Source organism: Streptomyces durocortorensis, assembly GCF_016901035.1.
In the GTDB taxonomy this organism is placed as follows: domain Bacteria; phylum Actinomycetota; class Actinomycetes; order Streptomycetales; family Streptomycetaceae; genus Streptomyces; species Streptomyces durocortorensis.
In genome coordinates, this window is sequence record NZ_JAFEUF010000098.1 from 1 (window position 1) to 24,506 (window position 24,506).

Genomic DNA, 24,506 nt, shown 5'->3' on the forward strand with positions numbered 1-24,506 from the left:
GGCCGGAGGGGTACGGGGCGGGCAGCGGCGGCTCGTCGACGTCCGCCAGCTCCTCTGTCCGGGTCGGTGATTGCATCACCTGCCGGGTGCCGTCCGGCAGCACGGCGGTGTGCTCGACATCTCCCGCCGGTACGTGGATCGCCTCGAACACCCCGTAGGGCGCGCCCTTTCCGGGCGGGGCGGTGACATGGAAGCCCGGGTAGCTGCCGAGGGCCAGCTCCACGGCGGCCCCGGAGACGGCCCGGCCGACCGCCTCGGCGTCCTGGTCGCGGACGACGAGCCGGAGCAGGGCACTGGCCCGCTCCTCGGTGTCGGCGTCGGCGTGGTCGGTACGGGCCAGCTCCCAGCGCACCTCGGCGGGCGGGCGGCCGCCCCCCCGCTCCAGCGCGTCGGCGAACTGCTCTTTCACGAGAGCCGCCTTGGCCTCGATGTCGAGGCCGGTGAGGACGAAGACGACCTCGTTGCGCCAGCCGCCGAGCCGGGTGAGCCCGGCCTTGAGCGTGGGCGGCGGGGCCTCGCCGCGTACGCCGTCGATGCGGATCCGGTCGGGGCCGTCCGGCGTGAGCGTCGCGGTGTCGAGACGGGCGGTGACGTCGGGGCCCGCGTACCGGGCTCCACCGGTCTCGTACAGGAGTTGGGCGGTGACCGTGGCGAGGTCGACGACGCCGCCCGTACCGTCGTGCTTGGTGATGACGGACGAGCCGTCGCCGTGGATCTCGGCGAGCGGGAAGCCGGGGCGGCGGAGACTGCGGGCGTCGTGCTCGCCGAAGAACGCGTAGTTGCCGCCGGTCGCCTGCGTACCGCACTCCAGGACGTGCCCGGCGACCACGGCCCCCGCGAGCGCGTCCAGGTCCTCCGGGCCCCAGCCGAAGTGGGCGGCGGCGGGCCCGGTGACGAGGGCCGCGTCGGTGACGCGGCCGGTGACGACGACATCGGCGCCGGCCCGCAGGCAGGCGGCGATCCCGGAGCCGCCGAGGTAGGCGTTGGCGGTGAGGAACCCGTCCGGGACGGGCAGGCTGTCCCCCTCGACGTGGGCGACGCGCACCGGCACGCCGATGGTGGCCGCCAACTTCCTTACGGCGTCGGCGAGTCCGGCGGGGTTGAGGCCGCCCGCGTTGGTGACGATCTTCACCCCGCGCTCGTGGGCGAGGCCGAGCCCCTCCTCCAACTGGCGCAGGAAGGTGGTGGCGTAGCCCTTCTGCGGGTCCTTGAGCCGACTGCGGCCGAGGATGAGCATGGTCAGCTCGGCGAGGTAGTCACCGGTGAGCACGTCGAGGGGGCCGCCGGTGAGCATCTCGCGCAGGGCGTCGAAGCGGTCGCCGTAGAAGCCGGAGGCGTTGCCGATGCGGAGGGCGGGGGCGGGCTCTGGTGCGGGCCCGGCGTCGGCGCTCATCGACGGGCGTCCCGCTCCACGCGGTCCGGTTGTTCCGGGCGATCCGGTTGTTCCGCGCGCGGCAGTCGGCCCGGTCCGGGCGGGCCCGCGAAGGCCTGGGCGATGGAGAGCCACTGGTCGGCGTCGCGCCCCTCGGCGGTGACCGCGAGGTCGGAGCGGTGGGCGCGCTGGGTGACCAGGAGGCAGAAGTCGAGGAGCGGGCCGGTGACCCGCTGGGCGGCGCCCTCGGGACCGTACGCGATCATCTCGCCCTGCGGGGCGTGGAGTTCGACGCGGAAATCCTCCTCGGGCGCGGTGATCCCGCGTACCGCGTAGGCGTAGTTCCGGGCCCGTACGCCGATCCGCGCCACATGCCGGAGCCGGGCGGTGGGGGTCCGGGTCACCCCGAGGGCGTCGGCGATGTCCTGGCCGTGCGCCCAGGTCTCCATGAGCCGTGCGGTCGCCATGGACGCGACGCTCATCGGCGGCCCGTACCAGGGGATCCGGGTGCCGTCCGGGGCGTCCCGCAACACCTTGTCCAGCCGCTGCCGCCCCTCCCGCCAGCGGGCCAGCAGGGCGTCCGGGGCGTGGGCGGCGACCAGGGCGTCGGCGGCCTCGTCGACGAAGGACTCCGGGGCGGCCAGCGCCTTGGCCACCTCGCCGCCGAACCGGTCCGGCTCGGTGGCGGCCAGCAGGGCGACCTCGTCGGTCCAGCTGAGATGGGCGATCTGGTGGGCGACGGTCCACCGCTCGGCGGGCGTCGGGCCGCGCCAGCCCGGGGAGCCCAACTCTCCTACCAGCGCGTCGAGTTCGTCGCTCTCCTCGCGCAGATCGTCGATCACGGCTACGACAGCGGACACGTGCGCCCCCCTCGGGACCGGGTGTGGTGCCCAGGAGCATGGCAGCGCGCCAGGAAACAATCAAGCACGCTTGCATGATTTTCTGCCCGCAGGGAGCGGGGCGGGGTGGGGCCCCCCCCCCCCCCGCCCCACCCGTCACTCGCCTCCCATGGCCGCCTTCGCCATCTGCTCGGTGGTGCTGGCCCCGTCGAGCGCCTCGCGCACGATGTCCGCGTGACCGCTGTGGTGGGCGATCTCGCGGAACACGTGCAGCAGCACGTGCCGTACGGTCCAGACGACGGGCTCCGGCGGCGACCAGGGGTACCGCGGCAGCGTGACCTCGCGGCCGAGATCGGGTTCTTCGCGGACCGTGCGGTCGAACGCTTCCGCCGCGGCGTGGAAGGCGTCCAGGTGACCGGCGAGGGTCTCGTCGTCGGTCATCCGGTTGCCGTCCGGGTCGAGGGGGGCCCAGCCGACCGCGGGGGCGGCGGTGCCGTCGATCACCGACAGCCAGCTGCGCTGCACGTCGGCGAGGTGCTTGACGAGGCCGCCGGGCGTCAGTTCACTGACCGTCGACCGGGCGCGGGCCTGCTCGTCGGTGAGTCCGGCGACGGTGTAGAGGAAGTTGGTGCGCTGGTCGGCGACCATGGCCAGCAGGTCCTGGCGTTCGCCGGCCCACGGGTCGCTGCCGGTCGACGCGGTCGGGTTCATCGTGGGGCCTCCTGGCGGAGCAACAATGCGTGCGTACGGGCTCGATCCGGCGACTGTAGGCTCCGCCGCCGTACGGACGGAGGCATTCCGGCCGCGGACGGGCCGCGGTGCGCGTTAGCCTCCGTCGATGACTGCCGAAACGCGTGCGGTGACCGTTCTGTTCGACGCGGACAAGCTGATCCTGGAGCTCCACCACGACGCCGAGGGCGCGTACCACGCCTTTCCCGGTGGCGGCCCAGGGCCCGCCGGGAAAGGCGTACCGCGCGTGGCCCTGTCCGTGACGGAGGCGCTGCACGCCCGGATCCGCCCTTCCGGCACGGCGGAGACGGTGCTGCGCGCCTGGGCGGAAGGCGCGACCCCGCACGGCCCGGCGGCCCTGGTCGACCCCGCGGCGGCGCCTCCGGTACGGGTGCGGGCCGGGGCGGTCGTCATCCGTGACGGGGCCATCCTGCTGATTCGCTTCTCCGAGGAGGGCAGCGGGTCGCACTACGAGATTCCGGGCGGCGGGGTCGAGCGGGGCGAGACGCTGGAAGCGGCCGTCCTGCGTGAGCTGGGCGAGGAGACCGGCCTGGCCGGGACCGTCGGGCCCGAGGTCGCGCGGGTCTGGAAGGACGGCCGGCACGAGCACTACTTCCTCGTGTCCGCGACCGGCGAGGTCGGCCCGCCCGAGACGCTGGACAACTACGGCGGCGCCCCGGTCTGGGTGCCGGTGGAGCGGCTGCCCGTCACCCCGCTGTGGCCCCGGCGGCTGTCCTGGCGCATCGAGCACTGGCACCGGACAGGGTGGCCGGAGCACCCCGCCGAGCTGGCGGACTCCATCACCGAGCTGAACCGGCCGTGCAGTTGGTGAGGGGCGGGCACTGAGACGCCCCTACGCGCGCCTGGACGCCGCTAGTCGGCGTCCAGGGCGGGGGCGAGGGCGGCGAAGGCGCGGTCGGTGAGGTCGGCGGGGTCGTCGGCTCCGTCGCTGTCGCTCCAGCGGCGCAGCACGGTGTCGAACGCCACGAGCGCCGCCCCGGCGGCGAGGCGCGGGTAGAGGTCCGCCTCCGGGTCGAGCCCCCGGCGGCGGGCCGCCTCCACGGCGAGGTCGTCCCGCCACTGCGCCTGGTGCTCCAGGAAGCGGGCGCGCAGGGCAGGGGTGCGCAGGATCAGCTGGACCACCCGCAGGGCCCGGCCGGAGTGCTCGGCTCCGTCGGCGCAGGCGGCCATGGCGACCCAGACGGCGTGCCGCAGCGCGGTGGAGGGGGGTTCGGCCGCGGGGCGGGCGGCCAGTTCGGCGTGCATGCCCGCCCCCATGTCGGCCAGGAACTGGACGACCACGTCCTCCTTGGACGCGAAGTACCGGAAGAACGTCCGCTTGGACACTCCGGCGGCGGCCGCGATCGCGTCGACCGTGACCGCGTCGAACCCTTCCTGTGCCATCAGTTGGAGCGCCGCTTCGGTCAGCTCGTCGGAGACGAGCTGACGTTTGCGCTGGGCCATGGTGACTTCGGGGCGGAGGCTCACACCCACCATCGTAGCGCCATGCCATCAATGACACCTGGTAACTTCTTGACACCTGGTGACATCAACGACAACGTATGCCGCATGACACTGGATGCGACGCAGAAGCAGCACTGGACCGCCGAGCAGATCCCCGACCAGACCGGCCGGGTGTCCGTGGTCACCGGGGCCAACAGCGGTCTCGGCCTGGCCACCGCCCGGGCTCTCGCCCACCGCGGCGGGCACGTGATCCTGGCTGTGCGCGACGAGGAGAAGGGACGCCGGGCCGCCGCCGACATCACGGGCGGCCGGCAGGGGGCCTTGGTCGAGGTGCGCCGGCTGGATCTGGCCGACCTCGACTCCGTACGGGCGTTCTCCGAAGGCCTGCACGCGGAACGCTCCTGGCTGGACGTCCTGGTCAACAACGCCGGGGTGATGGCGCCGCCCCGCTCGACGAGCGCGCAGGGACACGAGCTGCAGTTCGCCTGCAACCACCTCGGCCACTTCGCGCTCACGGGGCTACTGCTCGACCTGCTGGCCAAGGGGCTCGACCCCCGCGTCGTCACGGTCACCTCGGTCAACCACCGCAAGGCGCAGCTGGACTTCGACGACCTGAACGGCGAACACGCCTACCGCCCGATGACCTTCTACGACCGGTCGAAACTCGCCAACGCCGTCTTCGGCCACGAGCTGCACCGGCGGCTGGCCGCGTCCGGGAGCCCGGTCCGCAGCGTGCTCGCGCACCCGGGCTACACCGCCACCCGCTTGCAGACGAGCGGGCCGACCGGCCTGGTGAAAGTGCTCTTCGGCACCGTTCTCCGCCCCCTCGCCCAGCGCCCCGACGCGGGCGCGCTTCCGCAGCTGTACGCGGCGACGGCCCCGGGCGTACGGGGCGGCGAGCTGATCGGCCCGGACGGCCGCGGAGAGCTGCGCGGCGGACCGACCCGGGTACCGCTCGCCGCTACGGCCACCGACGCCGGGACCGGGCGGCGGCTGTGGGAGGTGTCGGAACAGCTGACCGACGTCCGCTTCACGTTCCCGGCGTCGGTGTGACGGTCGAGCAGCCTCGCCGTCTGCCACCCTGCCCTACGTAGGGCAGGGTGGTAAATTGGACAGCATGATAAAGACGACCGTGTATCTTCCGGACGAATTGGAAGTACGACTGGACGCCGAGTCGTCCGCGACCGGCGTCAGCAAGGCCGAGCTCATCCGGCGCGGCATCGCCCTGCTGCTGGACAGCGCGGAGCGACCGAAGCGCAGCCGTGAGCTGCCGGTCTTCGACAGCGGACGCTCCCGCACGCCCGACGAGATGGACGACGCGGTCTACGAGCACATCAAGGAACGGGCCGCACGCCGTTGATCATCGTCGCCGACACCTCGGCCCTCTACGCCGCCTTCGACGCCGCCCAGACCGAGCACACTGCAGCAGCGAGAATCCTGGAGGACGAGCGACTGGCGATCTCGCCGCTCGTCGTCACCGAGCTGGACCACCTGGTCCACCGCGACCTGGGGTTCCCGGCTGCCCTACAGGTGATGGAGGCGCTGAATTCCCGCATGGACGACGGGCAGTACCGCCTTGCCGAGCTCAAGCTCGCGGACCTGCACACCGCTCATGAGGTCCGGCAGAAGTACGAAGGGCTGCGGCTCGACCTGGCCGACGCGGTCGGAGTGGTCCTGGCCGACCGCTACCGGACAGATCGCATCTTCACCCTGGACCAGCGCGACTTCCGCGCGATGTCACCGCTGACTCCCGGGCTGGACTCCTTCCGGATCCTGCCCGCCGACTGCTGAAGTCTCTCCGGGGCGGCGGGCAGGCCCCGGCTCACGCCTCGCGTCGAGGAGCCGACCCCGACCGGCTGCGCACCGCGCCGATGCTCGCCCCGATGACCAGGGCGATGGCGAGCGCGTCCGTCGTGGAGAGCGCCTGGTCCAGGATCAGGAAGCCCGCACCGGCGGCGATGGCCGGTTCCAGGCTCATCATCACGGCGAACGTGGGCGCGGGGAGCCGGCGCAGGGCCATCAGCTCCAGGGTGTACGGGAGCACCGAGCTGAGGACCGCCACGGCCGCGCCGAGCGCCACGGTGGACGGGACCGTGAGCTTCGACCCGGACTCGATGATGCCGAGCGGCAGCGAGAGGACCGCGGCGACCACCATCGCCAGCGCGAGCCCGTCCGCCTGCGGGAAGCGGCGGCCGGTGCGGGCGCTGAAGACGATGTACGCCGCCCACATCGCCCCGGCCGCCAGGGCGTAGGCCGCGCCGACCGGATCGAGGCGGTCGAAGCCGCCGCCGCCCAGCAGGACGACGCCGACGAGGGCGAGCCCGGCCCACAGGACGTTGATCAGGCGGCGGGAGGCGAACACCGAGAGGGCGAGCGGGCCGAGCACCTCCAGGGTGACGGCGATGCCGAGCGGGATCCGGTCCAGCGCCAGGTAGAAGAGGGTGTTCATGCCGCCCATCGCGACGCCGAAGGCGACCACCGTGCCCCAGTCGGCCCGCGAGTGGCCGCGCAGCTTCGGGCGGCAGATCACCAGCAGGATCAGCGCGGCGGCCGCCAGCCGCAGGGTGACGACTCCCAGCGCGCCCGCCTTCGGCATCAACAGCGCCGCGACCGCCGAACCGAACTGGACGGACAGGCCACCGGCGACCACCAGCGCGATGGGCGCCAAGGCCACCCGCCGGTCGGCCCACGCCCCTCGGGCGGGCGCGCCCGGGCCCCCATCGACCTGCGCCACCGCCCCGGCGTCTTCGAGTGCCGTCACCGCTTCGGGTACGGCGACGGCTGCGGCGGCCGGTTCGGCGGCGCTGCGCTGGTCGTTCACGGGGGGCCTTCCAGGGGCGAGCGGGTTAGTTCACTACAATGCACTGGACGGTACAGGATGAGAAACTGTCTCCGCCATGGGTTCCCCTTCACGGTATGGACGCCCGCGCGTTCCGTGAAATGCCGATCACGCTCTCGTTATGCTTCCGGCGCATGAGCGAGGAACCCGCCACAGGACGTCCCGTAGAACCCTCCCCCGGCCGCCCCGTCGAACTCCGCCATCTGCGGGCCTTCCTCGCGGTCGCCGACGAGCTGAACATCACGCGCGCAGCCGCCCGCCTCCGGCTCACCCAGCCCGCCGTGTCCCGCACCCTCGCGGCGCTGGAACGGCACCTCGGGGTCCGGCTCGTCGACCGTTCCACGCACCACCTCGCCCTCACCCCCGACGGCGTCGCCTTCCGCGACAAGGCCGCCGCCGCGGTCGCCGCCTTCGACGAGGCACTCGACCCCGGGCGGCTGCGCACCTGGCCGCTGCGGCTCGGGCACGCCTGGTCCGCGTTCGGGCCGTACACCACCCCGCTGCTGCGGACCTGGCAGGACCGCTTCCCGGCCACCCCGCTGGAGCTGCTCCGGATCGACGACCGCACCGCCGGGCTGACCCGGGGCGAGGTCGACGCGGCGCTGCTGCGGGGACCGGTGGACGCGCCGGGGCTGGTCGCCGAGGTGCTGTTCACCGAGGTACGGGTGGCGGCGGTGACCGCGGACGGGCCCCTCGCGGCGCGCGCCTCGCTCGGACTCGCCGATCTCGCGGCCGGCCCGGTCGTCCTGAACACCGTCTCCGGCACCACCACCGTGGACCTGTGGCCGCCGCACGCCCGCCCGGCCGCGACCCTCACCGTGGGCAACACCGACGACTGGCTGACCGCCATCGCCGCCGGCCGCGGCAGCGGGGTGTCCACCGCCTCGACCGCGGATCTGCACCCGCACGCGGGCGTCGCCTACGTCCCGCTCGTCGACGCCCCGGCTGTCCAGGTCCTCCTCGCCCGCCGTGACGCCCCCGGCCACCCCGCCCTGCCCCAACTGCTCGCGCTGGCGCGGGAGATCATCGCGCGGGGGTGAGCCTCACGCGTCGGCGGCCCCGGCGCGGGGTTCGCGGTTGCGGACGTAGTGGCGGGCCACCTTGGCGCGGTTTCCGCACAGCGCCATGGAGCACCAGCGGCGGGTGCCGTTGCGGGACGTGTCGACGAAGTGCCGGATGCAGTCCGGCTGGGCGCACCGGCGGATACGGTCCGGGGCGGCGTCCAGGAGCCGCAGACAGTCCCGGGCGGCCAGCCAGGCCGCACCCCAGGAAGGATCGGCGAACTCGGCCTCCTCGCCGGACCCTTCCGGAGTAAGGACCAGCCGGACCCGGCCGTGCTCCAGCACCTCGTCGAGCCCCTTGGCCGCGGCGGGCGAGCGGGGGTCGGCAAAGACCGCGGCGATCGCCGACCGGGTCCGTACGAGCGCTTCGGCTGCCTGGGCGTCGACGGGGAAGCGGTCGCTCAGACCCTGGCCGTCGAGCCAGATCCCCAGACCGGGCAGGGAGTCCAGCAAGTCGTGCCGACGCCCGTCGGCCTTCCAGAGCGTGTTCAGCAGGTCGATGGCGACGGGTTCACCGACGAACGGGCGGGGGTCGGTCGGGGCCATCGCGCATCCCTCCGGGCCGTTTCGAGAGTCACTAACCCCTCAACCCTACTTCAGTGGTTGCACACTCTCGAAGCTAACCTCTAAAGTCACTTTTGACAGTTAGCCAAGAGAGGTGAACTGATGGCGACTTCCGGCGCATCGGGCGAAGTGCAGGTCGAATCCGCGGGTGGCGAGAAGGACGGTGCCGGCGGCACCCGGAAACCCTGGGGGCTCCGCGAATGGGGCCTGCTGGTCAGCGTCTGCGCCGCGTTCTTCCTGGACGCCCTCGACAACATCATGGTCGGGATCGCCGTACCCCCGATCCAGGCCGACCTCGGAATGAGCACCGTGGCCGTGCAGTGGGTCGTGAGCTCCTACGTCCTCGGCTTCGGCGGCTTCCTGCTGCTGGGCGGCCGGATGGCGGACCTCGTCGGCCGCCGCCGCGTGTTCCTCGTCGGCGTCGCGGTCTTCGCCGCGGGGTCGCTGATCGGCGGGGTGACCGACGAGGGCCTGGTGGTCATCGCCGCCCGGTTCGTCATGGGCATCGGCGCGGCGTTCACCGCACCGGCCGCGTTATCGATCATCATCACGAGCTTTCCCGCGGGCCCGCAGCGCAACCGGGCGGTCGGCATCTACACCGCCTGCGGCGCGGCCGGCTACTCCACCGGCGTGATCGTCGGCGGGGCGCTGACCGAGATCAGCTGGCGCTGGACCTTCCTGCTGCCGGTCGTGGTGGCGGTCGCCGCCCTGATCGGCGGGCTGACCCTGGTGCCGCACGACACCGTCGCGGACCGCGCACGGGGCTCCTTCGACGTGGCGGGCGCCGTCACCGTGACCGCCGGCATGCTGCTCCTCGTCTACGCCGTCGTCGAGGCGCCCAACGCCGGCTGGCTGTCCGCGCGCACCCTGCTGGTGTTCGCGGCGGCGGTGGCGCTCCTCGCGGCCTTCGCCGTCATCGAGTCCCGTACCGCCCAGCCGCTGCTGCGCCTCGGGCTGCTGCGCAACCGGTCCCTGGTCGGGGCCGGCCTGGTGGCCGCGGCGATCCTCGGCACCTACATGAGCTTCCAGTTCATCGGCGGCCTGTACCTTCAGACGCTGCGCGGCTGGTCCCCGATGGAGATGGCCCTGGCCTTCCTCCCGATCGGGCTGCTCATCGCAGCGATCGCGCCCCGGTCCGGCTGGCTCATCTCCCGGTTCGGCGTGCAGTGGATGATCGTCGCGGGATTCGTCGCGTACACCACTTCCTACCTGCTTTTCCTCCGCATCGACGAGAACTCCGGCTACCTCTGGGTGATCCTGCCGAGCATCCTCCTCATCGGCATCGCCTTCCCGTTCTCCTTCCCCGCCGCCAACGTCCAGGCGACCGCGAACGTGGCCGACGAGGAACAGGGCCTGGCGGCCGGCGTCCTGCAGACCGGCTACCAGGTCGGCGCGGCCGTGGTGCTCGCCGTGGTGACCGCGACCATGGCGGTCGATCACACCGGAGGCGGCGAAGGGGCCAGGACGCTGGACGGCTACCGCAGCGGCCTCTGGGTGCTCGTGGCCATCTCGGCCGTCACGGTCCTCCTCACCGCCGTCGCCGCCGTCCGGGGCTCAGCCCGGCGCCGGGCACCGGCGGACGCCCGGCCACCGGGAGGGCTTCCGCGATGACCTCCGCGAGGTGCCGGGCCCGCCGCCCGGCCAGCTGGTCGAGCTGCGTACGGCACGAGAAGCCGTCCGCGAGGAGTTCGGCCCCTGGCTCGGATTCCCGTACGGCAGGCAGCAGTTGCTCCTCCGCGCAGGCGACCGAAACCTCCCAGTGGCCCTTCTCGAAGCCGAAGTTCCCGGCCAGTCCGCAGCAGCCGCCGCTGAGTTCGCCGGTCAGCCCCATCCGTTCGCGCAGCCGCCGTTCCGCCGCGTCGCCGAGGACCGCGTGCTGGTGGCAGTGCGTCTGACCGGCGGCCGGGCGATCCAGACGGGGTGGCGTCCAGTCGGGGGCGTACTCCTCCAGGTACTGGGCGAACGTCCTGACGGACGAAGCCAGTTCGGCGGCGCGAGGGTCGCCCGGGAGGAGTTCGGGCAGGTCGGTGCGGAGGGTCGCGGCGCAGCTCGGCTCCAGGACGACGAGCGGTTCGCCGGGGAAGAGGTCGAGCCGGTCCAGCGTGCGGCGCATCACCCGGCGGGCCGCGTCGAGCTGGCCGGTCGATACGTACGTGAGGCCGCAGCACAGGCCGGGGACGGGCGGCAGCACCGAACGCCCCGTCGCCTCCTCCAGCACCCGGACCGCCGCCCGGCCCACCTGCGGGGACAGGTGCTCGGTGAAGGTGTCCGCCCAGAGGGCCACCCCCCGGTCCGTCGACAGGACGTGCGTCCCGGTGCCCTGCCGGCTGCGCAGCCACCGGCTGTACGCCTCGGTCGCCAGAACCGGAATCGTGCGTTCGGGCGCGATGCCCGCCAGGCGTTTGGCGAGCGCGGCGAGCGGGCGCAGCCGGGCCAGGGCGTTGAGGGGGCGGGCGAAGGGGGCGGCGAGGCGCAGCCACTGCGGGAGGCGGCCCATCGCGTAGTGGGCGGCGGGCCGGAGCCTGCCCCGGTAGTGGTGGTGCAGGAACTCCGCCTTGTACGTGGCCATGTCGACGCCCACCGGGCAGTCGCTGCGGCAGCCCTTGCAGGACAGGCACAGATCGAGCGCGTCCCGGACCTCCGTGCTGCGCCAGCCGTCCGTGATGACCTCGCCCGCCAGCATCTCGTGCAGCAGCCTGGCCCGGCCCCGGGTCGAGTGGGCCTCCTCGCCGGTCGCGCGGAAGGAGGGGCACATCACGCCCGCCCCGCTCGCCTCCGTCGTACGGCACTTGGCGACGCCGACGCACCGGCGGACCGCGCCCGCGAAGTCCCCGCCGTCCTGCGGATAGCCGAACTCCACGTCGACCGGGCCCTTCGGGAGGACCGCGAAGCGCAGGTTCTCGTCCAGGCGGGCCGGGCGGACCAGCATGCCGGGGTTGAGGCCGCCGTCCGGATCCCACAGGTCCTTGAACCGGCCGAAGAGGGCGACGAGTTCGTCCCCGTACATCCGGGGCAACAGCTCCGCCCGGGCCTGACCGTCGCCGTGCTCGCCGCTGAGGGAGCCGCCGTGCGCGACGACGAGGTCGGCCGTCTCCTCGGAGAACCGGCGGAAGCGGGCCACCCCGGCCTCGGTGATCAGGTCGAAGTCGATCCGGACGTGGATGCAGCCGTCGCCGAAGTGGCCGTACGGGGTGCCACGCAGGCCGTGTTCGGCGAGGAGGGCGCGGAAGTCGCGGAGGTACGCGCCGAGTCGGGCGGGCGGCACCGCGCAGTCCTCCCACCCCGGCCAGGCCTCTCCCCCACGTCCGGCTGCGCTCCCGCGGGAGGTACCCCCCTCGTCGGGCATCCGGGTGGCGGTGCCGGCGGCGTCCTCGCGGATCCGCCACAGGGCCCGCTGCCCGGCCGGGTCGGTGACGACCGCCCCGTCCACCGCGTCGGCCGCCCGCAGGACGCGTTCGGCGTGGGCGCGGGCCTCGGCCGGGGTGGCCCCGCCGGTCTCGACGAACAGCCAGGCAGCCCCGCGCGGCAGCAGCCCGGCCGGTCGGCGTACGAGGTCGGCGGCCATGCCCTCCACGGTGAGCGGGCCGTACGGGAGGAGGCCCGGGGCGGCCTCGGCGGCGGCGGACTCGTCGGCGTACCCGAGGACGGCCAGGGCGCGGGCGGGCGGGGCCTCGACCAGGCGCACGGTGGCCTCGGTGACGATGCCGAGGGTGCCCTCGCTGCCGCAGAACGCCCGGACCGGGTCGGGGCCGCCGGGGTGTTCGGGGAGCAGGGCGTCGAGCGCGTACCCGGAGATGCGGCGCGGGAGGTCGGGGTAGCCGGTGCGGAGGAGGGCGAGGTGGGAGGCGACGAGGGCGTCGACGCCCTCCGGGCCCGTGCCGCCGCCCGGCTCCAGACGCAGCGCCTCGCCCCCGCACGTTGTCCGCCGTGGTGCCCCAGGCCACCGAGTGCGCGCCGCAGGAGTTGTTGCCGATCATGCCGCCGAGGGTGCAGCGGCTGTGGGTGGAGGGGTCGGGGCCGAAGGTCAGGCCGTGGGGTGCGGCGGCGGCCCGCAGGTCGTCCAGGATCACGCCGGGCTGGACGACGGCGGTGCGGGCGGCGGGGTCCAGGTCGAGGATCGTGCGCAGATGGCGGGTCAGATCGAGGACGAGGCCGGTGCCGGTGGCCTGCCCGGCGATGGACGTGCCGCCGCCGCGCGGGACGACCGGCACCCCGTACTCCCGGCACACCGTCAACGCGGCCGCGATGTCGTCGGCGTCGCGCGGGGCGAGCACGCCGAGCGGGACGCGGCGGTAGTTGGAGGCGTCCATCGTCGTCAGCGCCCGGGCGGCGGGCCCGAAGTCGCTCGCGCCGCGCACGGCGGAGCGGAGCGCCGCGACGAAAGCCGGGGAAGCCGCGGGAGACGGCCCGGTGGACGGTCCGGTATGCGGTCGATGCTGTTCGGCCATTCCTTCAGCATGCCGCCGGTCCCGATGAACTCTTGGGATGTGCACGGATGAAAGTGCATAAGCCGCACAAAAAAGCCCACAAGATCTTTCCAAACAGACCGTCAAGTCTCCTATAGTGACCAAGACTTGCGCAGGAACTATCAGTTCCAGTTGTGCAGGATCGCCCACACCCGTGACGAAGTGTCCTGAATTCGACCCACCGGCTTCGCCCACACCCGCACCGTCCGCCACCGAGGACTCCGATTGCGCCCCTCACACCGGCCCACCGCACTCGCCCTGCTGATATCGGCAGCCGCAACCGGCACGCTGACCCTGTGGGCCGTCGCCGCGGCCCCCGACACGGTACGGACCCCGCTGGCCTGGGGCGCGGGCGCAGCCGCCGTGCTGCTGAGCGTCTGCGTGGCCGTCACCGTCCACACCCTGGGGACCGCGCGGACGCTGCGCGCCCTGCGGGCCGCCGACGCCCAGCGGTTCACCTCCGAGACCTCGCGCCTCGTCTCCTCCTCCGCCGTCGAGGCCCAGCGCTTCACCGCGGAGACGGCCAGGATCAAGGGCGCCGCCTCCGCCGAGACCGCCCGGGTCGCCGCCGAGGCCCGCGCCGAGAACGAGCGGATCGCCGCGGCAGCCGCCGCCGAGCAGGCCCGACTCGGCGTCACGGTCGCCCGTCTGACGGACCGTGCCACCCGCGCCGAGACCGAGCGCTCCGCTGCCGTCGCCGCCTGCGCCAACGCGGCGGGGCGGATGCAGGCCCTCTCCACCAGCATGCTGGCCGACCTCCGCGAGATGGAGCACCGGCACTCCGACGAGTCCGTGCTCGGGGACCTGCTCCACCTGGACCACCGCACCGCCCAGGCGGGCCGCCTCGCCGACTCCATCGCCGTACTGACCGGGGCCCGTTCCGGCCGGCGCTGGGCGAAGCCGATCGTCATGGAGTCGATCCTGCGCGGCGCGATGGGCCGCATCGGGAGCTACCAGCGGGTCCGCCTGCACTCCACCAGCGATGTCGCGATCGCCGGCCACGCGGCCGAGGGCGTCATGCACGCGTTGGCCGAACTCCTCGACAACGCGGCCAACTTCTCGCCGCCCACCGCCGAGGTCCACGTGTACGTGGAGGAGGTCCCGGCGGGCATCGTCATCACCGTCGAGGACAGCGGGCTCGTCATGAGCGAGGTGCAGCTGCGCCGCGCGGAGCGGGCGGTCTCCGCCGACCACCAGGACCTCACGAACCTCTCCGGCACCCGCCTCGGGCTCGCGGTCGTCGGCCGGCTGGCCCGTAAACACGGCCTGACGGTCTCCTTCCGGCCGTCCGCACGCGGTGGCACCGGCGCGCTGATGATGCTCCCTCAGGACCTCATCTCCCGGGCGACGGCGCCGACTCCGGTGGCCCCGGCCCCGGCGGCCCAACCCGAGGCGACCCAGACCCCTGCGGCCCAGGCCCACGCGGCCCAGGCCTCGGCCGACACCGCACCGCCCGCCGTCACCGCCCCCGCCGAGCCGGAGCCCTCGCACGGATCGGCCGCCGGAACGGACACCACCGACACCGCCCCCGCGGCCCGGACCCCCCGGGCCCGTACCGAGGACGACGCCTCCACGCCCCTGACCCCGGCGGCGGAAACGGACCCCTCGGGCTCACCGGGCTCCCCGGACCCTTCGGGCTCCGCGGACTCGGTCTCCGAGTCCACCGGCTCCGTGCCCGAGTTCGGCGAGAGCGGCCTGCCCAAGCGCCGCCGCGGCCGCACTCTGGCCGCCGCCGAAGCCCGTACCGGCAACGCCGCCCCCGGCGGAGCCGACACCCCCCGGGCCCGTACCACCGACCCGAAGGTCCAGGCAGCGCGCTTCAGCACCTTCAGCAAGGCGGTACGAGCCAACTCATCGCACCCGGAAGGCAACACCCGATGACCGCGACCACCGACGAGAAGCTCAACTGGCTGCTGGAGGGGCTGCTCGACCGCACCCCCGGTACCCGCCACGCCCTCGTCCTGTCCCGCGACGGCCTCAAGCTGTGCCGCACCCCCGAGCTCTCCGTCGACCAGGCCGACCAGCTGGCCGCGATCTCCGCCGGGATCCAGAGCCTGTCGCACGGCGCGTCCATCGAGTTCGGCGACGGCACCGGCGGCGTACGGTCCGCGATGGCCGAGTTCTACGGCGGCGTGCTGTTCATCGTCGAGGCGGGGGCCGGTGCCCACCTGGCCGTCGTCGCCGACGAGGACTCCGACGTGGGCCTCGTCGGCCACAACATGAGCGAGCTCGTCGAGCAGCTCGGCGAGCACCTCGTCGCGCCGCCGCGCGAACCCGCCGAGGCCCCGTCCGTATGACGACGGCGCCCCGCCCCCGACCGGGCCGCGACGACGATCCGGACCGGCTGTACACCCTCACCGGGGGACGCAGCCGTTCCGACTCCGCCGCCTTCGACCTGGTGACGCTCGTCGTCGCCGAGTGCGACCCGTCCCCGGGGATGCAGTCCGAGCACGTCGCGATCCTGCGGATGTGCCAGGGCCCCACCGCCGTCGTCGAAATCGCCGCGAGCCTGAAACTGCCGGTCAGCATCGTCCGCATCCTGCTCTGCGACCTGCTGGACACCGGCCGGATCAGCGCCCGCCACCCCCGTACAGCCCGTGTCGCGGACCGGCTCCCCGACCCCGACATCCTGGAACAGGTGCTCGTTGGACTCCGCAACCTCTGACCGCGCCACCCTGAGCTCCACCGCCGACAACGGACTCAAGATCGTTGTCGTGGGCGGCTTCGGCGTCGGCAAGACCACCATGGTCCGATCCGTGAGCGAGATCCGTCCGCTCAACACGGAGGAGACGATGACCCGCGCGGGCGAGGACGTCGACGACCTCGACGGCGTCCAGGCCAAGACGTCCACCACGGTGGCGTTCGACTTCGGCCGGATCACGCTCGACGAGCGGTCCGTGCTGTACCTCTTCGGCGCGCCCGGACAGGAGCGCTTCTGGTTCCTGTGGGACCGGCTGTTCTCCGGCACGCTCGGCGCGGTCGTCCTCGTCGACACCCGCCGGCTCGCCGACTCCTGGTACGCCATCGACCGCCTGGAGCACCACGGCACGCCGTTCATCGTGGCGTGCAACGACTTCGGCGGCCCGCTCCACAGCGAGCAGCAGATCCGGGAGGCCCTGGACCTGTCGGAGGACGTACCGCTGGTGGAGTGCGACGCGCGTGACCGGTCCTCCAGCAAGTACGTGCTGATCACGCTCGTCGAGCACCTCGCCGCGCTCTCCGCCGCCCGCCTCCAGGCCACCGGAACGACCGCCACGGGAACGTCCGCCTCCGCTGCGGCCGCCCCCGAGGCGGCCCTGGCGGCGGCCGCCCCGACCCCGGAGCCCGCCCCATGACCACTGTCTCCGGCTGCCCCGTCACCCACACCTCCGTACCCCTGTCCGGGCCCCGCTTCCAGAGCGACCCCGTCCAGCTCTACCGGGACCTGCGGCGCGACCACGGGGCGATCGCCCCGGTCGTCCTCGACGGCGACGTACCCGCCTGGCTCGTCCTCGGCTACCGCGAACTGCACCAGGTCACCGGCGACCCGGCCCTCTTCAGCCGGGACTCCGAGCTGTGGAACCAGTGGGACCGCATCCCCGACGACTGGCCGCTGCTGCCGATGATCGGCCGCAGGCAGCCCTCGATCCTCTACACGGTCGGCGAACGCCACAGCGTCCGCGCGATGATGATCAGCAACGCGCTGGAGGGCGTCGACCCGTTCTCGCTGAAGCGGTACGCGGAGGAGTTCGCCGACGAGCTGATCGACCGGTTCTGCACCAAGGGCTCGGTCGACATCATCGCGGAGTACGCCAAGCTGCTCCCCGCCCTGGTCCTGGCCAGGATCTACGGCTTCTCCGACGAGGAGGCGCACCCGCTGGTCGGCGCGATCAACGACATGATCGACGGCCGCGAGCGGGCGCTGGCCGGACAGCAGCACCTGGGCGCGTCGATGTTCCAGCTCCTGGCGGACAAGCACGCCGAGCCCGGCGACGACGTGGCGACCCGGATGCTCGCCGACCCCGGCGGCTTCACCGACGAGGAGGTCGCCCAGGACCTCATGGTGATGATGGCGGCCGGTCACCAGCCGACCGCCGACTGGATGGGCAACTCGCTGCGCCTGATGCTCACCGACGACCGGTTCGCCGCCTCGCTCTCGGGCGGCCGGCACAGCGTCGCGGAAGCGATGAACGAAGTCCTCTGGGAGGACACTCCCACGCAGAACGTGGCGGGCCGCTGGGCCGCCCGCGACACCCACCTCGGCGGCCGCCACATCCGCGCCGGCGACCTGCTGCTCCTCGGCCTCGCCGCCGCCAACGGCGATCCGCAGGTACGCACCGACGGCTCGGCGCTGACCGGCGGCAACAACGCCTTCCTCTCCTTCGGCCACGGCGAGCACCGCTGCCCGTTCCCGGCCCAGGAGACAGCCGAGGTCATCGCCCGTACCGGTATCGAGGTCCTGCTCGACCGGCTGCCGGACGTGGACCTCGCCGTCCCCGCCGAGCAGCTCACCCGCCGCCCGTCACCGTGGCTGCGCGGACTGACGGACCTGCCGGTGCTCTTCACTCCCACCCCCGCCCTAGGGGGTGTCTGAACAATTCCGCGCGGGCGGGCGACGCCCGCTGATCCGCGCCGAATTGTCAGACACCCCCTAGCCAGACCCGGAAGCCACGGAGGCCCCGCATGACCCGTATCGCGCTCGACCCCTTCGTCAGAGACCTCGACGGCGAGAGCGCCGCGCTGCGGGCCGCAGGGCCGCTGGCCGAGGTGGAGCTGCCGGGCGGGGTACACGTCTACGCGGTCACCCGCCACGCGGAGGCCCGTGCGCTGCTCACCGACAGCCGGGTGGTCAAGGACATCAACGTCTGGAACGCCTGGCAGCGCGGCGAGATACCCATGGACTGGCCGCTGATCGGCCTGGCCAACCCGGGCCGCTCGATGCTGACGGTCGACGGGGCCGACCACCGCCGTCTCCGTACGCTGGTGGCGCAGGCGCTCACGGTGCGCCGGGTGGAACGCCTGCGTGCGGGCATCGAGGCCCTCACCAACGCGAGCCTGGAGAAGCTGGCCGCGCTGCCCGCCGGGCAACCGGTGGACCTGAAGGCCGAGTTCGCCTACCCCCTCCCCATGAACGTGATCAGCGAGCTGATGGGCGTGGACGCGGCGGACCACCCGCGGCTGAAGGAGCTGTTCGAGAAGTTCTTCTCGACGCAGACGCCGCCGGAGGAGGTCCCGCAGATGATGGCGGACCTCGGGACGCTCTTCACGAAGATCGTCGACGCCAAGCGGACCAACCCCGGCGACGACCTGACGAGCGCCCTGATCGCGGCCTCCGAGAACGGTGACCACCTCACCGACGAGGAGATCGTCAACACGCTGCAACTGATCATCGCCGCCGGGCACGAGACCACGATCAGCCTGATCGTCAACGTGGTGGAGGCGCTCCAGACCCACCCGGAACAGCGCAAGAAGGTCCTGAACGGCGAGATCCCGTGGGACGGCGTGATCGAGGAGACCCTGCGCTGGAACACCCCGACCTCGCACGTCCTGATCCGCTTCGCGACGGAGGACATCGAGGTCGGCGACAAGATCCTCCCGAAGGGCGAGGGCCTGATCGTCTCGTTCGGCGCGCTGGGCCGGGACGAGGAGAGTTACGGCCCGACTGCTGGCGACTTCGACGCGACCCGCACCCCGAACCGCCACATCGCCTTCGGCCACGGCCCGCACGTCTGCCCCGGCGCTGCCCTCTCCCGCCTGGAGGCGGGCATCGCGCTCCCGGCCCTCTACGAGCGCTTCCCGGAACTGGACCTGGCGGTCCCGGCGTCCGAACTGCGCAACAAGCCGATCGTGACGCAGAACGACCTGCACGAACTGCCGGTGAAGCTGGGCTGCCCGTTCGGCGGCGACAAGAAGTAGGCCCCTCCGCTCGGGGTCCACGAGTCGGAGCACACGTCTCTGCGAGGAGTCAACGGGTCGGAGCGCACGTCTCATCGGACGGACACGGTTACGAGGCCGTGCCACCGAGGGACTACGCTCCGTCCCGTGGCCGACATCCAGATTCCCGCTGACATCAAGCCCGCAGACGGACGCTTCGGCGCCGGTCCTTCCAAGGTGCGGACGGAGGCGCTCGACGCGCTGGCCGCCACCGGCACCTCTCTCCTCGGTACGTCCCACCGCCAGGCCCCGGTCAAGAACCTGGTCGGCGAGGTACGGGACGGCGTGCGCGCACTCTTCTCCCTGCCCGAGGGTTACGAGATCGTCCTCGGCAACGGCGGCTCCACCGCCTTCTGGGACGTGGCGACGCACGGTCTGATCGAGTCGAAGTCCCAGCACCTGAACTTCGGCGAGTTCTCGTCCAAGTTCGCCAAGGCCGCGAAGCTCGCGCCCTGGCTGTCCGACCCCACCGTCATCGCGTCCGACCCGGGCACCCACCCGGACCCGCGGGCCGAGGCGGGGGTGGACGTCTACGCCTTCACCCACAACGAGACCTCGACGGGTGTCGCGGCGCCGGTCAAGCGCGTCGCGGGCGCCGACGAGGGCGCGCTCGTCCTGGTGGACGCCACCTCGGGCGCGGGCGGCCTGCCGGTCGACATCACCGAGTCCGACGTCTACTACTTCGCCCCGCAGAAGTCCTTCGCCTCGGACGGCGGCCTGTGGATCGGCGTGTTCTCCCCGGCGGCGCTGGAGCGCGCGGCCCGGATCCACGCCTCGGGCCGGCACGTGCCGGAGTTCTTCTCGCTCCCCACGGCGATCGACAACTCCCTCAAGAACCAGACGTACAACACCCCGGCGCTGTCCACGCTCTTCCTGCTGAACGAGCAGCTGAAGTGGATGAACACCCAGGGCGGCCTGGACTTCACGACGGGCCGCACGGCGGCGTCCTCGGGCCACCTCTACGGCTGGGCCGACGAGTCGAAGTACGCGACCCCGTTCGTCACGGACCCGGCGAAGCGCTCGCAGGTCATCGGCACGATCGACTTCGCGGACGAGATCGACGCGGCGGCCGTCGCCAAGGTGCTGCGCGCCAACGGCATCGTGGACACCGAGCCGTACCGCAAGCTGGGCCGCAACCAGCTGCGCGTGGCGATGTTCCCGGCGATCGACCCGGCGGACGTGCAGGCGCTGACGGCGTGCATCGACTACGTGATCGAGAAGCTGTAACCCTTCGGTTCTCCGTTGCACGGAGACGGCCCGAAACGCTGAGGACGCGGGCGGGGGCCCGCCGCTAAGGTCCCGCACATGAGTTCCCCTGCGCCTCACGTGCCCCGTGTCCCCCATGTTCCGTACACCGGAGGCGAGAAGGAGAGCCTCCACATCAGCCTCGACCGCCACCGCGACGTCGTGCTGTGGAAGCTGGAGGGGCTGGACGACGAACAGCTGCGCCGCCCCGCGACCCCGACCGGGACCAATCTGCTCGGCCTGGTCAAGCATCTGGCGACCGTCGAATACGGCTGGTTCTGCGCGGCGTTCGGCCGGCCGACCGAGTCATTCTGGTTCGACACGGCGACCGAGGACATGACGGTCGGCCCGGACGAGACGACCGCCGACATCCTGGCGTTCTACGCCCGCGCCCGGGCGGCCGCCGACGCCGCGATCGGGGCGACGGACCTGGAGACGACGGGCACCGCCTGGGACGGGCGGGTCGTGTCGATGCGGTGGGTGCTCATCCACATGCTGGAGGACCTGCTGCGGCACGCCGGTCACATGGACATCGTCCGCGAACTGATCGACGGCGCGACCGGCAGCTACCCGGCCACCGCCTGAAGCCCTCTACTCCCCCGGCGCGCCCGCCAGCACCGCCCGCAGCGCCGCTATCCCCGCCAGCCACTCCTGGTCCGCCCCGGCGTCCGCCCACAGGTCCAGCGGCTCCGCGTTCTCAGCGGTGAGGCGGTCCAAGGCGCGGACAGCCAGCGGGCGCAGGTCGGCGGGGAGGGGCGGCAGGGGCTTCTTCGGGCCGTACGGCGTGGTGACGGGCTCGCCGCCGGGGCACTGGGCGGCGATCAGCGCGGCGGCGGCCACGGCCGGCTCCCCGCCGTCCGCATAGTCCTCGGGCCCGGTGTCCGCGGCGGCCGCCAGGACCGCCCGGAGCACGCGAGTTCGGCGAAGGCGGTCAGCAGGCCCCGCTCCAGCGGCTTGGCCGCCAGCTCGTCGCGGGTCCAGCTCGCGTACCCCTCGGCGATGGCGTCGTACGAGGTACGAGTGGTGTGCAGGAAGCCGGGGGACGGGGCAGGTGTGGTCATGGCGCACGACTTTAGGGGCCGCCTCCCGGCCCCGGGGGTCAGACCATCGGGTTGCCGCTGACGGTCGCCCCGGGCGGGACGAGGTCCTGGACGACGTCCCAGTGCTCGACGATGCGGCCGTCCTCCAGCCGGAAGACGTCGACGATCACGACGGGTTCCGGCGCCCAGCCGTGGACGACGCTGTGGGTGAAGACGAGGTCGCCCTGCGCCGCGATCCGCTGCGGCTCCCACGAGAAGCCCTCCAGCTCCGGGACCGTGGCACGGAGCGTGTCCAGGCCGCTCGACATCCGGGGGCTGTGCTGCACATAGGGCTCGGCCCAGTACCGGTCGAGGGCCGCGAGGTCCTTCTCGACGAAGAGCTCCCGCATGGCGGTGAGCACGATCTCCGTGTTGCGCCGGGCCTCGTCCGCTGCGGGACGTTCACTCATGATCATGTCTCCTCGGTGGTTGCGCGGGCGGCTCCCCGCCATCCACGCGTTCGTACTGAAGCGCACCCGAGGGGCAGCGCCGCACCACGTCGACCAGGCGCTCGGCGTCGGCGGCGTCGGGCGTGATCCACGGGCGCCTGCCGGTGTCGAAAACCTCCGGCAGGCCCCGGACGCACTCGGCGGCGTGCCGGCAGCGCCCGGCCTCGAAGGTCACGGTGATCGACCGGCCCTCGTAGGATTTCTTCCCGGTACTCCTGTTCATCCCTGCCACCGCCCGATCAGTCGCTGACCTTGCTGCGGGACTGGTACAGCAGGTCCTGGTACTCCGGGTGCCGGGCGATCCACCCGGCGAAGAACGGGCAGGTGGGCAGCACCCGCAGGTTCGCGGCGCGCGCCTCGTCCAGGGCGGTGCGGGCCAGCGCCGCCCCGACCCCCTTGCCCTCGTACGCCGGCGAGACCTCGGTGTGGAGGAACGCGATGAGTTCCGTCGTACGGAGGTAGTCGGCGACGCCCGCGACCTCGGACTCGCCCGCCACCCGGGCCTCGTACCGCTTGGCTTCCGGAACGTCCTTCACTTCGACTGCCATGTGCCTGCCCTCTGTTCGCCCTGTCGCACTGTCGTCCTGCGTCGCACTTTCGTCCTGCGCCCTGCGTCGCACTGTCGTCCTGCGTCCGCACCCGCCCGGTCGGCTTGGCGCACCGTCGTCGCCTCCGCCGCCCCGGCCTCAGCCGTCGCTCCGGGCGTGCGCGAGGAGCTGCGTCTCCCAGGCGAAGGCGACACCCGTGGCGCCGCCGTGCTGGGCCTGCACCTCGGCGGCCGCTGGAATGGTCTCCTCGCGGGCCCAGTCGCGCTGCCACTCGCCCATCACGGCCAGCCAGGTGATGGGCACGACGCCCGCCTGGATCATGCGCCGCACCGCCATGTCGTGGGCCTCGGCCGACACGCCTCCCGACGCGTCGGTGACGGCGTAGACCTCGAACCCCTCGCCCACCGCCTGGATGGCCGGCATCGCCAGGCATATCTCCGTCCAGAGCCCGGCGAGGATCAGCTTCTTGCGGCCGGTCGCCTTGACGGCGTCGACGACGCGTTCGTCCTGCCAGGTGTTGATGAAAGTCCGGTCGATCGGCTTCTGCTCCGGGAACACGTCCTGGACGCCCTGGATCAGCAGCCCGCCGCGCTCCTCCAGAACAGTGGTCAGGATGGTCGGAACGCCGTACGCCCTGGCGGCCTTGGCGAGCCCGACGACGTTGTTCACGACCATCGTCGGCTCATGGCTGTTCAGGTTGGCGAACTGGAACGGCTGGTGGTCGATCAGCACCACGACGCTCTCCTCGGGCGTCAGCAGCGCGTCGAGTCCGGCCTTGTTCTGGGTGGTCATGGGTTCCCCTCCACCAAGTGGTTGATGTGTCATCCACATTAGGCACGAGTGGTTGACACGTCAACCATTACCTCGGGCAGGGGACGTGTCTCGAACACCGAGGCTCCGGCGGAGGCGCCCGGGACGCCTCGCTACGCTCCTCGCATGAACGCGACGCCTCGCTGGCTGACCCCCGAGCAGCAGGCCGCCTGGGACGGCTTCATCCGCATGCAGGAGAAGCTCATCGGACGGCTCTCCCGCCGGGTCCAGGCAGACTCCCGCATGTCCCCCGCCGACTACATCGTGCTGGCCAAACTCACCGAGGCCGGCGGGCGCATGCGCTTCATGGACCTGACCAAGCTGGTCGAGTGGGAGAAGAGCCGCATGTCCCACCAGGTGGCGCGGATGGCCAAGCGCGGCCTGGTGGACAAGGAGGACTGCCCCGACGACGGACGCGGGGCGTTCATCATCGCCACGCCCGCCGGGCGCGAGGCGATCGAGGAGGCCGCGCCCGTGCACGTCGAGCACGTCCGACGGCTGTTCATCGACGCGCTCACCCAGGAGGAGCTGGACACCCTGGCCCGGATCTCGAACCGCGTCCTCGCCCACCTGGAGAAGCAGCCCGACTGACAGAACTCCCGGCTGGCAGAACTCCGGCTTACGGCGTCGGGGGCAGCGGCACGTACGCGGCCCACCGCTGCTCGCCGTCCTGCCACTCCCCGGTCGGCCGGAGGCCCGCCGCCGTGGCCACCGCGCCGGACGCGGCGTGGTCGGGGTGGATGTGGGCGACGAACTCCCGGACGCCCCCGGCCACGACCAGGTGCGCCGCGAGACCTTTCGCGGCCTCGCTCGCGTAGCCCCGGCCCTGCCACGGCGTCCCGATCACCCAGGCGATCTCCGCGCGGGGCCCTCGTACCGTCGCCTGGACGTACCCGGCAAGGCTCCCGTCCTCACGGACCCGGAGCACCCAGTTCCACCAGCGCTCCCCCGCATCCGGCGAACCGGCGCACTGCCGCTCGTACCGGGCCCGCAGCGCGGCCGGGTCCGGCGGCTCGCCGCCGGTGAACACGTACAGTGCGGGGTCCGCGAGGACGGCCGCCATCTCCTCGGCGTACGCCGGTTCGAGGGGGAGCGCGTCGAGGCGGGCGGTGGCGAAGGGCGGGGGCG

At 72.7% G+C, this 24,506-nt stretch carries 27 protein-coding genes and 2 pseudogenes; 15 read left to right on the forward strand and 14 right to left on the reverse strand.

What is annotated here, in order from left to right; all coding sequences use genetic code 11:
- The 3 genes from JS521_RS19250 to JS521_RS19260 all read right to left on the reverse strand — a co-directional run.
- Positions 1–1,393: acyclic terpene utilization AtuA family protein (locus JS521_RS19250; RefSeq protein ID WP_205084217.1), on the reverse strand; the 1,393-nt coding region annotated here is incomplete at its 3' end.
- A complete protein-coding gene (locus JS521_RS19255; RefSeq protein ID WP_205084218.1) occupies positions 1,390–2,232 on the reverse strand; it encodes a TIGR03084 family metal-binding protein in 843 nt (280 codons plus the stop codon). The genes JS521_RS19255 and JS521_RS19250, both read right to left, overlap by 4 nt.
- 135 nt (positions 2,233–2,367) lie before the next feature.
- Positions 2,368–2,922, reverse strand: a complete 555-nt coding sequence (locus tag JS521_RS19260) for a DinB family protein (RefSeq protein ID WP_205084219.1) — start codon at positions 2,920–2,922, stop codon at positions 2,368–2,370.
- Positions 2,923–3,049: 127 nt separating this feature from the next.
- Between JS521_RS19260 and JS521_RS19265 the strand changes: the two genes are divergently transcribed.
- Positions 3,050–3,772: an NUDIX domain-containing protein gene (locus JS521_RS19265; protein WP_205084220.1), complete on the forward strand. Its 723-nt coding sequence runs from the start codon at positions 3,050–3,052 to the stop codon at positions 3,770–3,772.
- Between the two features lie 41 nt (positions 3,773–3,813).
- On the opposite strand, the gene JS521_RS19270 is transcribed toward JS521_RS19265, so the two are convergent.
- On the reverse strand, positions 3,814–4,437 hold the full coding sequence (locus JS521_RS19270; RefSeq protein ID WP_205084221.1) for a TetR family transcriptional regulator: 624 nt from the start codon (positions 4,435–4,437) through the stop codon (positions 3,814–3,816).
- A gap of 72 nt (positions 4,438–4,509) precedes the next feature.
- Between JS521_RS19270 and JS521_RS19275 the strand changes: the two genes are divergently transcribed.
- From JS521_RS19275 to JS521_RS19285, 3 genes are all read left to right on the forward strand, one after another.
- Complete coding sequence (locus tag JS521_RS19275; protein WP_205084222.1) at positions 4,510–5,457, forward strand: oxidoreductase; 948 nt, start codon at positions 4,510–4,512, stop codon at positions 5,455–5,457.
- 64 nt (positions 5,458–5,521) lie between these two features.
- The gene (locus JS521_RS19280) at positions 5,522–5,764 is read left to right on the forward strand and encodes a ribbon-helix-helix protein, CopG family (protein ID WP_050513595.1); all 243 of its coding nucleotides are present in this window, start codon (positions 5,522–5,524) and stop codon (positions 5,762–5,764) included.
- On the forward strand, positions 5,761–6,195 hold the full coding sequence (locus tag JS521_RS19285; RefSeq protein ID WP_205084223.1) for a type II toxin-antitoxin system VapC family toxin: 435 nt from the start codon (positions 5,761–5,763) through the stop codon (positions 6,193–6,195). The genes JS521_RS19280 and JS521_RS19285 overlap by 4 nt, the downstream gene beginning before the upstream one ends.
- Positions 6,196–6,226: 31 nt before the next feature.
- Here the strand turns inward: JS521_RS19285 and JS521_RS19290 are convergent, their stop codons facing one another.
- Positions 6,227–7,225, reverse strand: coding sequence for an EamA family transporter (locus JS521_RS19290; protein WP_205084224.1), 999 nt, complete (start codon positions 7,223–7,225; stop codon positions 6,227–6,229).
- A 152-nt stretch (positions 7,226–7,377) separates the two neighbouring features.
- On the opposite strand from JS521_RS19290, the gene JS521_RS19295 reads away from it, so the two are divergent.
- Positions 7,378–8,283 (forward strand): LysR family transcriptional regulator, encoded by a 906-nt coding sequence (locus tag JS521_RS19295; protein ID WP_205084225.1) that lies wholly within the window; start codon positions 7,378–7,380, stop codon positions 8,281–8,283.
- Between the two features lie 3 nt (positions 8,284–8,286).
- Here JS521_RS19295 and JS521_RS19300 read toward each other — a convergent pair whose 3' ends face one another.
- Positions 8,287–8,850 (reverse strand): CGNR zinc finger domain-containing protein, encoded by a 564-nt coding sequence (locus JS521_RS19300; protein ID WP_205084226.1) that lies wholly within the window; start codon positions 8,848–8,850, stop codon positions 8,287–8,289.
- A 120-nt stretch (positions 8,851–8,970) separates the two neighbouring features.
- On the opposite strand from JS521_RS19300, the gene JS521_RS19305 reads away from it, so the two are divergent.
- Positions 8,971–10,479 carry an MFS transporter gene (locus JS521_RS19305; RefSeq protein WP_205084227.1) on the forward strand — a complete coding sequence of 503 codons (1,509 nt, stop codon included), beginning with the start codon at positions 8,971–8,973 and terminating at the stop codon, positions 10,477–10,479.
- Here JS521_RS19305 and JS521_RS19310 read toward each other — a convergent pair.
- Positions 10,397–13,316 (reverse strand): annotated as a pseudogene (locus tag JS521_RS19310) (FAD-binding and (Fe-S)-binding domain-containing protein). The gene JS521_RS19305 and the pseudogene JS521_RS19310 overlap by 83 nt on opposite strands.
- Positions 13,317–13,559: 243 nt before the next feature.
- Here JS521_RS19310 and JS521_RS19315 point away from each other — a divergent pair.
- The 8 genes from JS521_RS19315 (at position 13,560) to JS521_RS19350 (ending at position 21,077) form a co-directional block, all read left to right on the forward strand.
- On the forward strand, positions 13,560–15,215 hold the full coding sequence (locus JS521_RS19315; protein WP_205084228.1) for an ATP-binding protein: 1,656 nt from the start codon (positions 13,560–13,562) through the stop codon (positions 15,213–15,215).
- Positions 15,212–15,631, forward strand: a complete 420-nt coding sequence (locus JS521_RS19320) for a roadblock/LC7 domain-containing protein (RefSeq protein WP_010061123.1) — start codon at positions 15,212–15,214, stop codon at positions 15,629–15,631. The genes JS521_RS19315 and JS521_RS19320 overlap by 4 nt, the downstream gene beginning before the upstream one ends.
- Complete coding sequence (locus JS521_RS19325) at positions 15,628–15,999, forward strand: DUF742 domain-containing protein (protein WP_010061124.1); 372 nt, start codon at positions 15,628–15,630, stop codon at positions 15,997–15,999. Before JS521_RS19320 ends, JS521_RS19325 begins: the two co-directional genes overlap by 4 nt.
- Positions 15,980–16,669 carry a GTP-binding protein gene (locus JS521_RS19330; protein ID WP_205084229.1) on the forward strand — a complete coding sequence of 230 codons (690 nt, stop codon included), beginning with the start codon at positions 15,980–15,982 and terminating at the stop codon, positions 16,667–16,669. Before JS521_RS19325 ends, JS521_RS19330 begins: the two co-directional genes overlap by 20 nt.
- Positions 16,666–17,907, forward strand: a complete 1,242-nt coding sequence (locus JS521_RS19335) for a cytochrome P450 (protein WP_205084230.1) — start codon at positions 16,666–16,668, stop codon at positions 17,905–17,907. The genes JS521_RS19330 and JS521_RS19335 overlap by 4 nt, the downstream gene beginning before the upstream one ends.
- Before the next feature lie 89 nt (positions 17,908–17,996).
- On the forward strand, positions 17,997–19,229 hold the full coding sequence (locus JS521_RS19340; protein ID WP_205084231.1) for a cytochrome P450 family protein: 1,233 nt from the start codon (positions 17,997–17,999) through the stop codon (positions 19,227–19,229).
- 126 nt (positions 19,230–19,355) lie between these two features.
- Positions 19,356–20,474 (forward strand): phosphoserine transaminase, encoded by a 1,119-nt coding sequence (gene serC / locus JS521_RS19345; RefSeq protein ID WP_205084232.1) that lies wholly within the window; start codon positions 19,356–19,358, stop codon positions 20,472–20,474.
- Positions 20,475–20,552: 78 nt separating this feature from the next.
- Positions 20,553–21,077 (forward strand): DinB family protein, encoded by a 525-nt coding sequence (locus JS521_RS19350; RefSeq protein ID WP_205084233.1) that lies wholly within the window; start codon positions 20,553–20,555, stop codon positions 21,075–21,077.
- 6 nt (positions 21,078–21,083) lie between these two features.
- Here JS521_RS19350 and JS521_RS19355 read toward each other — a convergent pair.
- From JS521_RS19355 to JS521_RS19375, 6 genes and pseudogenes are all read right to left on the reverse strand, one after another.
- Positions 21,084–21,407: pseudogene (locus JS521_RS19355) on the reverse strand (DUF4259 domain-containing protein); the annotation flags it as partial.
- Positions 21,314–21,553 (reverse strand): hypothetical protein, encoded by a 240-nt coding sequence (locus JS521_RS36740; RefSeq protein WP_372448599.1) that lies wholly within the window; start codon positions 21,551–21,553, stop codon positions 21,314–21,316. The pseudogene JS521_RS19355 and the gene JS521_RS36740, both read right to left, overlap by 94 nt.
- Before the next feature lie 38 nt (positions 21,554–21,591).
- Complete coding sequence (locus JS521_RS19360) at positions 21,592–21,981, reverse strand: nuclear transport factor 2 family protein (RefSeq protein WP_239487519.1); 390 nt, start codon at positions 21,979–21,981, stop codon at positions 21,592–21,594.
- Positions 21,974–22,243 carry a (4Fe-4S)-binding protein gene (locus tag JS521_RS19365; RefSeq protein ID WP_205084235.1) on the reverse strand — a complete coding sequence of 90 codons (270 nt, stop codon included), beginning with the start codon at positions 22,241–22,243 and terminating at the stop codon, positions 21,974–21,976. Before JS521_RS19365 ends, JS521_RS19360 begins: the two co-directional genes overlap by 8 nt.
- A 16-nt stretch (positions 22,244–22,259) precedes the next feature.
- Positions 22,260–22,568 (reverse strand): GNAT family N-acetyltransferase, encoded by a 309-nt coding sequence (locus tag JS521_RS19370; protein WP_205084236.1) that lies wholly within the window; start codon positions 22,566–22,568, stop codon positions 22,260–22,262.
- A gap of 138 nt (positions 22,569–22,706) precedes the next feature.
- Positions 22,707–23,360 carry a hydrolase gene (locus JS521_RS19375; RefSeq protein WP_205084237.1) on the reverse strand — a complete coding sequence of 218 codons (654 nt, stop codon included), beginning with the start codon at positions 23,358–23,360 and terminating at the stop codon, positions 22,707–22,709.
- Positions 23,361–23,504: 144 nt separating this feature from the next.
- On the opposite strand from JS521_RS19375, the gene JS521_RS19380 reads away from it, so the two are divergent.
- Positions 23,505–23,969: a MarR family winged helix-turn-helix transcriptional regulator gene (locus tag JS521_RS19380; RefSeq protein ID WP_205084238.1), complete on the forward strand. Its 465-nt coding sequence runs from the start codon at positions 23,505–23,507 to the stop codon at positions 23,967–23,969.
- 28 nt (positions 23,970–23,997) lie between these two features.
- Here JS521_RS19380 and JS521_RS19385 read toward each other — a convergent pair.
- Positions 23,998–24,506, reverse strand: a 509-nt coding sequence (locus tag JS521_RS19385) for a GNAT family N-acetyltransferase (protein WP_205084239.1), incomplete at its 5' end; no start/stop codon positions are given.